Origin of the sequence: Variovorax boronicumulans, assembly GCF_009811375.1 — a bacterium.
GTDB lineage: Bacteria > Pseudomonadota > Gammaproteobacteria > Burkholderiales > Burkholderiaceae_C > Variovorax > Variovorax boronicumulans.
In genome coordinates this window covers 3,267,477-3,281,679 of sequence record NZ_BKDH01000001.1, presented here as the reverse complement: position 1 = coordinate 3,281,679, position 14,203 = coordinate 3,267,477, and the positions used below count along the sequence as shown (strand labels likewise).

Below are 14,203 nucleotides of genomic sequence, written 5' to 3'. Positions count from 1 at the left end.
ACCGGAAGTTCACTGTTTATTAACAACCTTGTCCACACACGCCGCGCCCTGCGCGGCTTAGCATGCAGGGTTGCAAGGGAAGTCCATGTCCGCCGTTTTCTCCTATGCCGACAATGATTCGTCGGCCGACCGCCAGATCGCGCAACTGCGCATTCCGCCTCACTCCATCGAGGCCGAATCCAGCGTGCTGGGTGGCTTGCTGCTGGACAACGGTGCCTGGGACCGCATGGGCGACCTGCTGGTCGACGGCGACTTCTACCGCCATGAACACAAGCTGATCTACGCGGCCATCGGCGGGCTGATCAATGCCAGCAAGCCGGCCGACGTGATCACGGTCTTCGAGCAGCTGCAGAACCTCGGCAAGGCCGACGACATCGGCGGGCTGGTCTACCTGAACTCGCTCGCGCAGTACGTGCCGAGCGCGAGCAACATCCGGCGCTACGCCGAGATCGTGCGCGAGCGCTCCATCCTGCGCAAGCTCGTGACCGCCGCCGACGAGATCGCGACCAACGCCTTCAATCCGCAGGGCAAGCCGGTCGACAAGATCCTGGACGAAGCCGAGCAGAAGATCTTCAACATCGGCGAAGAAGGCACGCGGATGAAGCAGGGTTTCCAGAGCATGGATTCCCTGGTGGTCGAGCTGCTCGACCGCGTGACCGAGATGGCCGAGAACCCGAACGACATCACGGGTGTGCGCACCGGCTTCAACGATTTCGACAAGATGACCTCGGGCCTGCAGCCGGGCGACATGATCGTGCTGGCCGCGCGTCCGTCGATGGGCAAGACCTCGCTGGCGATCAACATCGCCGAGCACGTGGCGCTCGAAGAGGGGCTGCCGGTGGCGGTGTTCTCGATGGAAATGGGCGCCGCCCAGCTGGCGGTGCGTATCGTGGGTTCCATCGGCCGCATCGACCAGGGCCACCTGCGCACCGGCAAGCTCAGCGACGAAGAGTGGCCGCGCCTGACCGAGGCCATCGAGAAACTGCGCACGGTGTCGCTGCACATCGACGAGACGCCGGGCCTCTCGTCCAGCGAGCTGCGCGCCAATGCGCGCCGGCTGGCACGCCAGTACGGGCGCCTGGGTCTGATCGTGGTCGACTACCTGCAGCTCATGTCCACCAGCAGCTCGGGCGACGAGAACCGCGCCACGGCCGTGGGCGAAATCTCGCGCGGCCTGAAGATGCTGGCCAAGGAACTGAAGTGCCCGGTGATCGCGCTGTCGCAGCTCAGCCGCGGCGTGGAAGCGCGTACCGACAAGCGCCCCATGATGAGCGACTTGCGTGAATCCGGCGCCATCGAGCAGGACGCGGACATCATCATGTTCATCTACCGCGACGACTACTACAACAAGGAGTCGAAGGAGCCGGGCGTGGCCGAGGTGATCATCAGCAAGCACCGGAACGGCCCGACCGGCACGGTGAAGCTGGCCTTCCTGAAGCCGATCACCAAGTTCGAGAACCTCGTCGGCTACAGCAACAACGACGAGTACTGACCGCAGGCCAGCTCGTCAGCCGGCATCGCTGCCGGGTTCGGACGTCGAGGCCGGCGGCTTCTGCTCCCACACCTTGTGGCGCTGTGCCTCGGCCTTCACCTGCCGCAGCAGGTCGGCCAGTGTCTTGCCCGGTTCGTCCTGGAAGCGCGTGGTGAGCACCTCCACCGCCTCCATGCGGTCGACCCGGAAACCGCGGAAATCGTTGCGCAGCTCGCACCACGTCGAGAGCGTCCAGACCTTGCCCCAATAGAAGCAGCCCAGCGGACGCACCGTGCGCTCGCTGGCGTCGCCCGAGACGTCGCGGTAGTGCAGCCGCAGCTTCTGGTGCGCCTGCACGGCCTCGCGCAGCGTCTGCAGCCGCGTGCGCAGGGCATCGTCGAGTCCGAGTGCCGGTGCATAGAGCGCCAGCGCCTCCGCCGACACGCGCGCCGCCGGCGGCAGCACCGACAGGATCTTGCCCAGGCCCGTCTCGATGTTGCGCGCCATCGCCGGATCGACCCAGCTCTGGGTCATGCGCGCGGCGGCCACGAGCGCCGACGCTTCGTCCTGCGTGAACATCAGCGGCGGCAGCTCGAAGCCCGCGCCGAGCCGATAGCCGACGCCGGCCTCGCCCTCGATCGGCACGCCCTGGTGCTGCAGGTCGGCCACGTCGCGGTACACCGTGCGCTCCGACACCTCCAGGCGCTGCGCCAGGAAGGCGGCCGTGGTGAGCCGGCGGCCGCGGATGAGCTGCACGAGCTGGAAGAGGCGGTCGGCGCGGCGCATCAACGCGTTCCGACGAGTTTCCTGGCGAAGTCCTCGACAAAGTAGCGCTTGCCGCGCTGGACCACCGTGTGGCCTTCGGCCTCGAGGCGCGACATCTGGGCCTCGATGCCACCCGGGTACTTCGGGTTGAGCTCGCCGCCGATCTTGAGCGTGCGCCAGTACGGCGTGCCTGGCGCGCGGCCGGCGCCGGTCGTCATGGCTTCCTCGGTGGCATGGGCCACCATGTGGGCGAAGATGGCCGTGGTCACGGTGCAGCCGATGGTGGCCTGGTGGCGCGCCGCGATGTCTTCGCCGATGCCGAGCACGGTCGCGAGCCGGCCTTCGGGCACGCCGCGCATGGCCTCCTCGACCTCGGCGGGCGAGGGCGTGGCGATGGTGCCCTCGCCATGCCGCGCGCGCATGGCCGGGGGAATGGCCTTCACGTTCGGCAGGTTCGGGTAGCCGGCCAGCCTGTCGCGCCAGCCCTTGCGTGTGCTCATGAGACTCCGATGTGGATCGCCACTGCGTCCGGCCCCTCGTAGGCTTCGAAATCGCTGCGGTAGCGGCGCACGATTTCCGGGTGCGCCTCGAAATACTGCCAGATGCGCTGCCAGGTGGCGATCACCATCTGCGGCATCTCGCCGCGGCCGGTGAACAAGAGGTAGTCGCCGGCTTCGATGGCGACGCTGTTGGCGCCATCCGAGACGGCGACGCCGGCCGTCATGTCGAAGGCGCCGTGCGCGTCCGATTCGTAGGCGGAGTAGACGCTGAAGATGCGCGTGTCGCTGGTGCGGTGCGGCGTCGACTCGTAGGTCTGTTCGCCGAAGAAGCGGTTCCACAGCGCGCCGATGCGTGCGGTGGCGGGGTCGATCTCTTCGCGGTTGGTGGTGCGTACCGTGAGGCCACAGACGCGGAAGGCGTCGTGGTGTTGGCGGATGGGGTCCATGCGTTGTTTCTCCGGAAGTGGCGGATGAGGAGGGCGAAAGCGCTCAAAACAGGAGCGCTTTCGGTTCGGCCTTCATCGTCTGCGCGATCAGTTTCATGTCGATGTCGGTGATGTCGAACAGGCCGAAGCGGAACTTGTAGCCCCATTGCTTCGGGGTTTCGATGAAGGCGAGGCGTTCGATCAGCGGGGCGATGGGCGCCTCGTGCGCGGCGACATAGGCCACGTCGCGACGCCATGGGACGAAGCCGTTGCCCATGTCGAACTCGTAGGGATCACCGGGCTGCACGATGCCCAGCGCCACGAAGCTCTGCAGCTTGTCCGTGCCGCCGAACACCGTGGCCGGCGCATAGTAGGCCACGCGGTCGCCCGCCGCCACGCGCTTGAGCGGTGCGAGCTTGCCGTGGCCCACCTGCATGAACCCGAGCGGCCGGTGGTCCCGACCGCGCCGGGCATGCTCGGCGCTGGCGACCGCAATCCAGTTGCGCTGTGCCATGGTGTCTCAGGCCGGGGCGTGCAGGCCGACTTCGTTGCCTTCGGTGTCGCGCAGGTGGGCGATGAAGCCCATGCCCGGTGGCAGCGCCGACTTGGGCGCCACGATCTGCCCGCCGGCCGCTTCGACGCGCGAGAGCACGGCATCGATGCTGGGCATGCAGTCGAGGTAGACGCGGATGCCGCTGCCGGCCTGCGCACTGGTGTCGGCGCCGGGCTTCAGCGCGCCGCCAGTGGCGGGGTCGTCGTAGGGAAACACGGCCAGCGGGTTGCCGCCGAAGTCTTCGCGGCGCAGCTTGCGCGCGAGCACGGTTTCGTAGAAGGCCTGGGCGCGGTCCAGGTTGGCGACCGGAATCTCGAACCAGGTGATGGCATGGGTGGTCATGAAGAGCTCTCTTTCGTTCGTTGCGTTGGAAGGAGCCTGGATGGTGCGAGCCGCCTCCTGACAACGTCTTGTCAGTAGCCTGTCATGGCGGGCGAAAAAAAGCCCGCGATGCTCCGGGAGCATGCGCGGGCTTGGGTCGGTCGGTGCCGATGAGCTTAGAGCACGTCGCTTGCGAAGTCGGCCAGGCGCGAGCGTTCGCCGCGCGCCAGCGTGATGTGCCCGCCGTGCGGCCAGCCCTTGAACTTGTCGACCGCGAAGGTCAGGCCCGACGAGCCTTCGGTGAGGTAGGGCGTGTCGATCTGCGCGAGGTTGCCCATGCAGATGATCTTCGTGCCGGGGCCGGCGCGGGTGATCAGCGTCTTCATCTGCTTGGGCGTGAGGTTTTGCGCCTCGTCGATGATCACGTACTTGTTCAGGAAGGTGCGCCCGCGCATGAAGTTCATGCTCTTGACCTTGATGCGGCTGCGGATCAGCTCGTTGGTGGCCGCGCGGCCCCACTCGCCGGCACCGCCGCCGTCGCCCTTGGCCAGGAACTCGAGGTTGTCGTCGAGTGCGCCCATCCAGGGGCCCATCTTTTCTTCCTCGGTGCCGGGCAGGAAGCCGATGTCTTCACCGACGCTCACGGTGGCGCGGGTCATGATGATCTCGGTGTAGCGGCGGTCGTCGAGCACCTGGGTGAGGCCGGAAGCCAGCGCCATCAGGGTCTTGCCGGTGCCGGCCGTGCCGGTCAGCGTGACGAAGTCGATCTCGGGGTCCATCAGCAAGTTCATCGCGAAGTTCTGCTCGCGGTTGCGCGTGTTCACGCCCCAGACCGCGTTCTTGCCCGAGCTGTAGTCCTTGAGCGTCTTGAGCACCGCGGTCTTGTCGCGGATTTCGGTGACGCGCGCATACATGCTCGGCTCGCCGGGCGCCTCGAAGAAGACGAACTGGTTGATGTACAGGTTGGGCACCAGCGGGCCGCTGATCCGGTAGAAGGTGTTGCTGCCGCTTTGCCAGCTTTCGACCGTCTTGCTCTGGCGGGTCCAGAAGTCGGGCGGGAGGGCGAGCGAGCCGGCGTAGAGCAGGTCGCCGTCTTCCAGCGTCTTGTCGTTCTGGTAGTCGTCGGCCGCCAGGCCCAGCGCGCGCGCCTTGACGCGCATGTTGATGTCCTTGGACACCAGCACCACTTCCTGCTTCGGCTTGCCCGGGCGGTCCTTGGCGTACTCGTCGCGCAGTGCGTGCACGACGCCCAGGATCTGGTTGTCGGCCTTGCCCTGGGGCAGGCTGATCGGCAGCGAGTAGTCGAGCGGGGCGGTCTGGAAGAAGAGGCGCCCGCCGGCTTCGCGGTGGCCGGTGGTGTCCAGCTTCAGGCCCTTGTCGATGTCGGCGTCCTGCGCGGCGGCCAGCGCGTCGAGCGTGCGGCTGGTCTGGCGGCCGTTGCGTGCGACTTCGGTCGTGCCCTTCTTGTGGCCGTCGAGCTCTTCCAGCACGATCATCGGCAGGAAGATGTCGTGCTCCTCGAAGCGGAACAGGCACATCGGGTCGTGCAGCAGCACGTTCGTGTCGAGCACGAACAGCTTGGCGGGGCCGGTGGACTTGCGCTTGGGGCGTGCAGGGGCCTGCTGGGGCGCCGCGACGGGCGAGGCGGCTGCCGGGGCAGGCGTGGGCACGCGCGTCTCGACCTGCACCATCGCGGGTTGTTGCTGCTGCGGTGCGCTCACCGGTGCCGACGTGGGTGCCGGGGCGGGTGCAGCCTTGGTTTTCGCGCGGCGTGCCGGACGCGCGACAGGCGCATCGCCGCCGCCTTCCGTGCCGAGGTTGTCGAACAGCTCCAGCGGCTGCGGTCCGCTCTTGGCGGGGGCGTCGTCGCGCGAATCGCCGGAACGGCGCGAGTTTCTGTGCGAGGGACGGGCGGGTGCGTCGATCGCGTCCGGCGAGAGCAATGCGGCGCGTTTCGTGGGGGCGGGAGGCAATGGCATGGGTCAGGTCGCTCGCAAGGAAGAAAGAGGAGGGCCGGAAAACGAAAAAGCCGCCTGTAGACCCAGGCGGCTTCGTTCGGAGGATGCGGTCGTGGAGCTCAACGGCATGAGGCCATTATGCACACCGCAAAAGACGCACCAGAGGCTCTTTGCACACCGCGTGGGGCAATTCCCACGACTTGATGCAAAAGCGCACGCCCGGTGCCTTGCGGCGCGATCAGGCGGCCTTCTTGAGTGCCTTGACGGCCTTAAGGACGTCTTCGACATGGCCCGGAACCTTGAGCCCGCGCCATTCGGCCTTCAGGATGCCGTCGGCGCCGATCAGGAAAGTGCTGCGCTCGATGCCCTTGACCTTCTTGCCGTACATGATCTTGTTCTTGACCACGCCGAACATGTGGCACATTTTTTCTTCGGTGTCGGCAATCAGTTCGAAGGGGAGTTCGAGCTTGGCCTTGAATTCGTCGTGCGACTTCATGTTGTCGCGCGAGACGCCGAAGACCGTGGCACCGGCTTTTTCGAAGTCTTTGTAGTGGTCGCGGAACTGCATCGCTTCGGTCGTGCAACCCGGAGTGTTATCTTTCGGGTAAAAATACATGACCATGACGTGGCCGAGGTGCGAGGTGTTCGAAACCTTGATGCCGCCCGTGGCGTTGGCGTCGAATTCAGGAATGGGTTTGTTGACAACGATCGCCATGAAACTTGTTTTCTCCGTTAGATTCCGTTCTCCGAGCCCTCTCAGCCTTTTTCGGGCTTGCTCGATGAACGGAGGATTGGTCGTTGCTAACTTGGGGTAGCTGGCCGGTTCGCAACCCGGTATTTTACCTCGAAAACCCCTCTCTCAGCCACCCGCCGGGCTCTCGACGAGCAGGGCGGCGATGACGTGCCGGCCTTCGCCGGCCAGGATGTTGTAGGTGCGGCAGGCCGCCGGGGTGTCCATGGTCTCCACGCCGGTGCGTTGCGCCATCAGGGGCTGCAGCCATGCGGGTTGGGGAAATCGGATGCGGTTGCCGCTGCCGAAAATGACCAATTCGGCGCCCAACGACGCCAATTGCGCGAATTGTTCGGGGCCCAGCTGGTCGAAACGCGTGCAATCCCAGGCAAAGCGTTCGCCACGCGAACCCACGACGACGCTGCCCTCCACCTTTTCGTTGTTGATCGCGACCCAGCCGGGGCCGTGTGCGGTGAGGGTCTGAACGTCGGATTTGTCGGGCTGGAGCTTCATCGGGGCACTGGGAACTGTGGTCAAATTATAGGTTTTCCCTAGTGACACGAGGCCCGCAGGGGCCTTTGACCTTCGAGTAAACCCGCCCGGGAGGGCCCCTTTGAAGCAGCTCAAGAAATCGGCCAAGCTGGCCAACGTCCTCTATGACATCCGCGGCCCCATCATGGACGCCGCCAAGCAGATGGAGGAAGAAGGCCAGAAGATCATCAAGCTCAACATCGGCAACCTGGCCGTGTTCGGCTTCGATGCGCCTGAGGAGATCCAGCAGGACATGATCCGCAACCTGCCGACCTCGGCGGGCTACTCGGACAGCAAGGGCGTTTTCGCGGCGCGCAAGGCCGTGATGCACGAGACCCAGAAGCAGGGCATCGCGGGCGTCACGCTCGACGACATCTACCTGGGCAACGGCGCCAGCGAGCTGATCGCCATGTCCACCAACGCGCTGCTCAACGACGGCGACGAGCTGCTGCTGCCGGCCCCCGACTACCCGCTGTGGACCGCCTCCACGAGCCTGTCGGGCGGCACGCCGGTGCACTACCTGTGCGACGAGGACAACGGCTGGATGCCGAACCTGGCCGACATCCGCGCCAAGATCACGCCGCGCACCAAGGGCATCGTGGTCATCAACCCGAACAACCCGACCGGCGCGCTCTATTCCGACGACCTGCTCAAGAGCCTTGTCGAGATCGCCCGCGAGCACGGCCTCGTGATCTTCGCCGACGAGGTCTACGACAAGGTGCTGTACGACGGCGTCAAGCACACGGCCATCGCCAGCCTGTCGACCGACGTGCTCACGCTGACCTTCAACTCGCTCTCCAAGAGCTACCGCTCGTGCGGCTACCGCGCCGGCTGGCTCGTGGTGTCGGGCGACAAGCGCAGCGCACGCGACTACATCGAGGGCCTGAACATGCTCTCGAACATGCGCCTGTGCGCCAACGTGCCGGGCCAGTGGGCCATCCAGACGGCGCTCGGCGGCTACCAGAGCATCAACGACCTCGTGTGCGAAGGCGGGCGCCTGCGCCGCCAGCGCGACCTGGCCTACGAGCTGATCACCGCCATCCCGGGCGTGAGCTGCGTCAAGCCCAGCGCCGCGCTCTACATGTTTCCCAAGCTCGACCCCGCGGTCTATCCGATCGCGGACGACCGCCAGTTCTTCCTCGAGCTGCTGAAGGAAACCCGCGTGATGCTGGTGCAGGGCACCGGCTTCAACTGGGCCACGCCGGACCACTTCCGCATCGTGTTCCTGCCCCACGAAGACGACTTGCGCGAGGCCATCAACCGCATCGCCAAGTTCCTGGAGCAGTACCGGTTGCGTCGCAAGACGGGACCATGAAATCCGCCTGCGTCGCTGTCGCGCTGTTGCTGGGCGCACTGTCTGTCGGCGCGGCCGGGAAGAAAGAGCCCATTTCGTTCTCGCACAACGACTGGGAACTGGTCTGCGACAACACGCTGACCTGCCGCGCCGCCGGCTACCAGGCGGACGGCGGGGAGCACCAGCAGGTGTCGATGCTGATCACCCGCGCGGCCGGGCCGAACACGGCCCTCGACATCCAGCTGCAGATCGGCGATGACGGCAGTGCCAAGGGGCCGCTGCGCTTCAAGGTCGGCAAGGCCGCCTTGTCCGGCCTCGACGCGGGAACCGCCAGCTTCGACCAGGGCCAGATCCGCGCCGTGCTGCCCGAACTGCTCAAGAGCGACGACGCCACCGTCACGGCCAACGGTGGCAAGAAGTGGACGCTGTCGCTCGCCGGCCTCAACGCCGTGCTGCTGAAAATGGACGAAACGCAAGGCCGCGTCGGCACCCCGGGTGCGCTGGTGCGCAAGGGCGCCAAGCCCGAATCTTCCGTGCTGCCGCCGGTGCCCATGCCCGTCGTCCATGTGGTCAAGCCGCCGAAGGCGCGGCTTGGCGACGACGCGCTGGCCGCGCGCATCTTTCCGTCGCTCGACCTGAAAGACGCGCGCGAGCGGTGCAACAACCAGGACCAGGTCAACGCCAAGTCGGTGGAGGTTCACCGCCTGAGCGACCGCAAGGTGCTCCTGGCGCTGGGCTGCGGCGTGGGCGCGTACAACTACACCACGCTGCTCTGGACCGCCAACGACAAGCCGCCCTATGCGCCCGTGTCGCTCGAGGCGAGCGGCGAGTTCGACGACAAGGACGCCAGCGTCACCTCTTCCATGAAGGGGCGCGGCATCGGCGACTGCTGGTCGAGCGAAACCTGGCACTTCAACGGCACGACCTTCGTGCGCACCGGTGCGAACGGCGACGGCATGTGCCGCGGTTTCGCGGGTGGCGCCTGGAGCCTGCCGCGCTACGTCAGCCGCCTCGTGGACGCCGCAGCACCGTCTCTTACCTCATCCAAACCATGAACGCGACCCCTCCCATGAAATCCATCCAAGTAGGCCTGCTCGGCGCAGGCACGGTCGGCAGCGGCACCTTCAAGGTGCTCCAGCGCAACCAGGAAGAAATCAAGCGCCGCGCCGGCCGCGGCATCGAGATCACCATGGTGGCCGACCTCGACACCGCCCGCGCCCGCGAAGTGGCCGGCGAAGGCGTGAAGGTGGTCGCCGATGCGCGCGAAGTCATCGCCAACCCCGACATCGACATCGTCATCGAACTCATCGGCGGCTACGGCATCGCCAAGCAGCTGGTGCTCGAAGCCATCGCGGCCGGCAAGCACGTGGTCACGGCCAACAAGGCGCTGCTCGCCGTGCACGGCACCGAAATCTTCGCGGCCGCGCATGCCAAGGGCGTGATGGTGGCCTTCGAGGCCGCGGTGGCCGGCGGCATCCCGATCATCAAGGCGCTGCGCGAAGGCCTCACGGCCAACAGCATCCAGTGGCTGGCCGGCATCATCAACGGCACCACCAACTTCATCCTGTCCGAGATGCGCGACAAGGGCCTGGACTTCGCCACCGTGCTGAAGGAAGCCCAGCGCCTGGGCTACGCCGAAGCCGACCCCACCTTCGACATCGAAGGCGTCGACGCCGCGCACAAGGTCACGCTGATGAGCGCCATCGCCTTCGGCATTCCCGTGCAGTTCGACAAGGCCCACGTCGAAGGCATCACCAAGCTCGCTGCACAAGACATCAAGTACGCCGAGCAGCTCGGCTACCGCATCAAGCTGCTGGGCGTGACCAAGCGCACTGCCCAGGGCATCGAGCTGCGCGTGCACCCGTCGCTGGTGCCGTCCAAGCGCCTGCTGGCGAACGTCGAAGGCGCCATGAACGCCGTGGTCGTGCACGGCGACGCCGTGGGCACCACGCTGTACTACGGCAAGGGCGCCGGCAGCGAGCCGACCGCCAGCGCCGTGATCGCCGACCTCGTCGACATCACCCGCCTGCACACCGCCGACGCCGCACACCGCGTGCCGCACCTGGCCTTCCACCCCGACGCCATGAGCGACCTGAAGGTGCTGCCGATGTCGGAAGTCGTCACCAGCTACTACCTGCGCCTGCGCGTGGCCGACCAGGCCGGCGTGCTCGCCAAGGTGACGGGCCTGCTGGCCACCGCCGGCATCAGCATCGACGCCGTGCTGCAGCGCGAAGCCGACGAAGTGGGCGGCGAGGGTTCGACGCAGACTGACCTCATCATCCTCACGCACGACGCGCGCGAAGGCACCGTCGACGACGTCATGGCCGAGCTGCAGGCGCTGCCTACCGTGCTCGAGCCCATCGTGCGCATCCGCAAGGAAGAGTTGAAGTGAACTACCTGAGCACCCGCGGCCACGCCGACCGCAAGCGCTTCTGCGAAATCCTCCTCGAAGGCCTGGCGCCCGATGGCGGCCTGTACCTGCCCGAGACGTACCCACAGGTCGACACCGCCACGCTCGCCAAATGGCGCACGCTGCCCTACGCCGAGCTGGCCTTCGAAATCCTGTCGCTGTACATCGACGACATTCCTGCGGCCGACCTGAAGGCGATCTGCGCGAAGACCTACACGGCCGAGGTGTTCGGCACCGACGAGATCGTGCCGCTGCGCGAGCTCGAAGATGGCGTGTACCTCGAAGCCCTGTCCAACGGCCCCACGCTGGCCTTCAAGGACATGGCGATGCAGCTCTTGGGCAACCTGTTCGAGTACGAACTGGCCCGCCGCGGCGCCGAGCTCAACATCCTGGGCGCCACCAGTGGCGACACCGGCAGCGCGGCCGAGTACGCCATGCGCGGCAAGAAGGGCGTGCGCGTCTTCATGACCTCGCCCGACGGCCGCATGAGCCCGTTCCAGCAGGCGCAGATGTTCAGCCTGCAGGACGCCAACATCCACAACATCGCCATCACCGGCGTGTTCGACGACTGCCAGGACATCGTCAAGGCGGTGTCGAACGACCTGGCCTTCAAGCGCAAGTACCGCATCGGCACGGTCAACTCGATCAACTGGGCGCGCCTGCTGGCGCAGGTCGTCTACTACTTCGCGGGCTACTTCCAGGCCACGGCGAGCAACGACAAGCCCGTGAGCTTCACCGTGCCCTCGGGCAACTTCGGCAACGTCTGCGCGGGCCACGTGGCGCGCATGATGGGCCTGCCGATCCAGACGCTGGTGGTCGCCACCAACGAGAACGACGTGCTCGACGAGTTCTTCCGCACCGGCGTGTACCGCGTGCGCGCGGCGGTCGACACGCACGAAACCTCCAGCCCGTCGATGGACATCAGCAAGGCCAGCAACTTCGAGCGCTTCGTGTTCGACCTGGTCGGCCGCGATCCCGCCCGTCTGCGCCAGCTGTTCGTGGACGACCTGGGCCTGACGGGGAGCTTCGACCTGAGCGCCGACCCGGCGTTCAAGCAGGCCGCCGAGCGCTTCGGCTTTCGCAGCGGCCGCAGCACGCACGCCGACCGGCTCGCGATGATCCGCGACACCGAGAAGCGCTTCGCCACGCTGATCGACCCGCACACCGCCGACGGCCTCAAGGCCGCGCGCGAGCAGCTCACGCCCGGCGTGCCGATGGTGGTGCTCGAGACCGCGCTGCCGATCAAGTTCGCGGCCACGGTGGTCGAGGCGCTGGGCGAGGAGCCCGCGCGCCCGAAGAAGTTCGAAGGCATCGAAGCCTTGCCCAAGCGCGTGGTCCAGCTGCCGGCCGATGCCGAGGCCGTCAAGGCCTACATCGCCCAGCACTGCGACTGACCGGGGCCGCCGAGGCATGAAGGTCGTCGGCTTCGCCGGGTATTCCGGCGCAGGCAAGACCACGCTGGTGGAGCGCCTGATTCCCGTGCTCAAGCAGCGCGGGCTGCGCGTGTCGGTGGTCAAGCATGCGCACCACCGCTTCGACATCGACCACGTCGGCAAGGACACCTGGCGCCATCGGCAGGCCGGGGCCTTCGAGGTGGTCGTCGCGTCCGACCAGCGGCTGGCGCTGATGCGCGAGTTCGAGGTGCCGGTCGAGCTCACGGTGCACCAGCTGCTCGCCGAGCTGCACCCGGCGGTCGACTGGGCGCTGGTCGAGGGCTTCCGGCACAGCGACGTGCTCAAGATCGAGGTCTGGCGCCCGAGCGGCGACGGCGAGGCGCCGCGCCCCGCGCTCTACATCGACGACCCCTTTGTCACCGCCATCGCCACCGATGCGCCGGCCGGCCTGCCCGAGGCCACGGCGCGCCCGGTGCTCGACCTCAACGACGCCGAGGCCATTGCCACGTGGTTGATCGACAGCGGCGAGCGCTTCGACTACAACCCCGGACACCATGGCTGATTCCTCTCCCGTTCCCTTCGCCGCCTCGTCCTCGCGCCCGCCGTTGATGCCGCTCGATGAAGCGATCGCGGTGCTGCTAGCCAAGGCCCGGCCGCTGCTGCCGGCCGAAAGCGTCGGCACCTTCGACGCCGACGGGCGCGTGCTGGCGCAGGACCTCGTCTCGGGCCTCACGGTGCCGCCGCGCGACAACAGCGCGATGGACGGCTACGCCGTGCGCGCGGCCGATTGCGCCACGCCCGGCACCGAGCTGGCCGTGACGCAGCGCATTCCCGCCGGCACCGTCGGCACGCCGCTCGCGGCCGGCACGGCGGCGCGCATCTTCACGGGCGCGCAGATTCCTGAAGGCGCCGACGCGGTCGTCATGCAGGAAGACACGACCGCCACGCCCCAAGAGGGCGGACTGGGGTCGGTGCGCATCGCCATCGCACCCGTGGCCGGCCAGTGGGTGCGCCGCGCAGGCGAAGACGTGGCCTCGGGCGACGTGGTCCTCCAGCGCGGTGAACGCCTCACGCCCGCCGCGCTCGGCCTGGCCGCCAGCGTCGGCTTCGACCGCCTGCAGGTCGCGCGCAAGCCGCGCGTGGCCATGTTCTCCACCGGCGACGAGCTGGTGATGCCCGGCGAGGTCGCGCCCGACGCGATGAAGCCCGGCGCGATCTACAACTCGAACCGCTTCTTCATGCGCGCGCTGCTGCACCGCCTGGGCTGCGAGGTGAACGACCTGGGCATCGTGCCCGACAACCGCGAGGCCACCATCGCCGCGCTGCGCGAGGCGGCCGAGGCGAACGACCTGATCATCACCACCGGCGGCGTCTCGGTCGGCGAAGAAGACCACATCCGTGCCGCGCTGCAGTCGCTCGGCGAGCTGCAGCTGTGGTCGCTGTCGATGAAGCCCGGCAAGCCCTTCGCCTACGGCTCGATCGCACGGAGCAACGGGCAGGGCGTGTGCCACGTCACGGGGCTGCCCGGCAACCCGGTGTCGAGCTTCCTGACCTTCCTGATGCTCGTGCGGCCCTTCCTGCTCGCGCTGCAGGGGGCCACGCGCGTGGCGCCCGTGGCCGTGCCGCTGCGTGCCGATTTCGACTGGCCACGCGCCGACAAGCGCCGCGAGTTCCTGCGCGTGCGGCGCAACGCGGCGGGCGGGCTCGACCTGTTCGCCAACCAGAGTTCGGGCGTGCTCACCTCGATGGTCTGGGGCGACGGGCTGGTCGACAACCCGGCGGGCCGGACCATCCAGGCCGGCGACACCGTGAACTTCATTCCCCTCGCATCGCTGCTCGGCTGAACCACCC

Annotated in this window: 15 protein-coding genes; 7 read left to right on the top strand and 8 right to left on the bottom strand. The window is 67.2% G+C overall.

The features are described 5' to 3' along the window. The first annotated feature begins 85 nt into the window (after positions 1–85). On the top strand, positions 86–1,492 hold the full coding sequence (gene dnaB, locus VHAB30_RS15090) for a replicative DNA helicase (RefSeq protein ID WP_062473012.1): 1,407 nt from the start codon (positions 86–88) through the stop codon (positions 1,490–1,492). 15 nt (positions 1,493–1,507) lie between these two features. Here the strand turns inward: dnaB and VHAB30_RS15085 are convergent, their stop codons facing one another. The 8 genes from VHAB30_RS15085 to VHAB30_RS15050 all read right to left on the bottom strand — a co-directional run bounded on the left by VHAB30_RS15085 (position 1,508) and on the right by VHAB30_RS15050 (position 7,236). Continuing rightward, the gene (locus VHAB30_RS15085) at positions 1,508–2,257 is read right to left on the bottom strand and encodes a helix-turn-helix transcriptional regulator (protein WP_070059603.1); all 750 of its coding nucleotides are present in this window, start codon (positions 2,255–2,257) and stop codon (positions 1,508–1,510) included. Then, entirely contained in the window at positions 2,257–2,736 is a 480-nt protein-coding gene (locus VHAB30_RS15080) for an MGMT family protein (RefSeq protein WP_139706141.1), read from the bottom strand. Before VHAB30_RS15080 ends, VHAB30_RS15085 begins: the two co-directional genes overlap by 1 nt. Further along, on the bottom strand, positions 2,733–3,182 hold the full coding sequence (locus tag VHAB30_RS15075; protein ID WP_159277547.1) for a GyrI-like domain-containing protein: 450 nt from the start codon (positions 3,180–3,182) through the stop codon (positions 2,733–2,735). The genes VHAB30_RS15080 and VHAB30_RS15075 overlap by 4 nt, the downstream gene beginning before the upstream one ends. A 43-nt stretch (positions 3,183–3,225) precedes the next feature. After that, positions 3,226–3,675 (bottom strand): EVE domain-containing protein, encoded by a 450-nt coding sequence (locus tag VHAB30_RS15070; RefSeq protein ID WP_070059600.1) that lies wholly within the window; start codon positions 3,673–3,675, stop codon positions 3,226–3,228. 6 nt (positions 3,676–3,681) lie between these two features. Continuing rightward, positions 3,682–4,056: a VOC family protein gene (locus VHAB30_RS15065; RefSeq protein WP_159277546.1), complete on the bottom strand. Its 375-nt coding sequence runs from the start codon at positions 4,054–4,056 to the stop codon at positions 3,682–3,684. Between the two features lie 155 nt (positions 4,057–4,211). Then, positions 4,212–6,014 carry a PhoH family protein gene (locus VHAB30_RS15060; RefSeq protein ID WP_159277545.1) on the bottom strand — a complete coding sequence of 601 codons (1,803 nt, stop codon included), beginning with the start codon at positions 6,012–6,014 and terminating at the stop codon, positions 4,212–4,214. Positions 6,015–6,231: 217 nt separating this feature from the next. Then, a complete protein-coding gene (locus VHAB30_RS15055) occupies positions 6,232–6,708 on the bottom strand; it encodes a peroxiredoxin (protein ID WP_062472998.1) in 477 nt (158 codons plus the stop codon). Positions 6,709–6,852: 144 nt separating this feature from the next. Beyond that, a complete protein-coding gene (locus VHAB30_RS15050) occupies positions 6,853–7,236 on the bottom strand; it encodes an Mth938-like domain-containing protein (RefSeq protein WP_062472996.1) in 384 nt (127 codons plus the stop codon). A 100-nt stretch (positions 7,237–7,336) separates the two neighbouring features. Here VHAB30_RS15050 and VHAB30_RS15045 point away from each other — a divergent pair, with 100 nt between their 5' ends. The 6 genes from VHAB30_RS15045 to VHAB30_RS15020 are packed head-to-tail and all read left to right on the top strand — an operon-like array spanning position 7,337 to position 14,196. Further along, positions 7,337–8,569 carry a pyridoxal phosphate-dependent aminotransferase gene (locus VHAB30_RS15045; RefSeq protein WP_070059597.1) on the top strand — a complete coding sequence of 411 codons (1,233 nt, stop codon included), beginning with the start codon at positions 7,337–7,339 and terminating at the stop codon, positions 8,567–8,569. Next, positions 8,566–9,603 carry a DUF1176 domain-containing protein gene (locus VHAB30_RS15040; protein ID WP_159277544.1) on the top strand — a complete coding sequence of 346 codons (1,038 nt, stop codon included), beginning with the start codon at positions 8,566–8,568 and terminating at the stop codon, positions 9,601–9,603. The genes VHAB30_RS15045 and VHAB30_RS15040 overlap by 4 nt, the downstream gene beginning before the upstream one ends. Positions 9,604–9,617: 14 nt before the next feature. Further along, positions 9,618–10,940, top strand: coding sequence for a homoserine dehydrogenase (locus tag VHAB30_RS15035; RefSeq protein WP_159277543.1), 1,323 nt, complete (start codon positions 9,618–9,620; stop codon positions 10,938–10,940). Then, positions 10,937–12,352, top strand: coding sequence for a threonine synthase (thrC, locus tag VHAB30_RS15030; protein WP_159277542.1), 1,416 nt, complete (start codon positions 10,937–10,939; stop codon positions 12,350–12,352). The genes VHAB30_RS15035 and thrC overlap by 4 nt, the downstream gene beginning before the upstream one ends. Positions 12,353–12,368: 16 nt before the next feature. Next, complete coding sequence (gene mobB, locus VHAB30_RS15025) at positions 12,369–12,914, top strand: molybdopterin-guanine dinucleotide biosynthesis protein B (RefSeq protein ID WP_159277541.1); 546 nt, start codon at positions 12,369–12,371, stop codon at positions 12,912–12,914. Further along, positions 12,907–14,196 (top strand): molybdopterin molybdotransferase MoeA, encoded by a 1,290-nt coding sequence (locus VHAB30_RS15020; protein WP_159277540.1) that lies wholly within the window; start codon positions 12,907–12,909, stop codon positions 14,194–14,196. Before mobB ends, VHAB30_RS15020 begins: the two co-directional genes overlap by 8 nt. Positions 14,197–14,203: the final 7 nt, after the last annotated feature.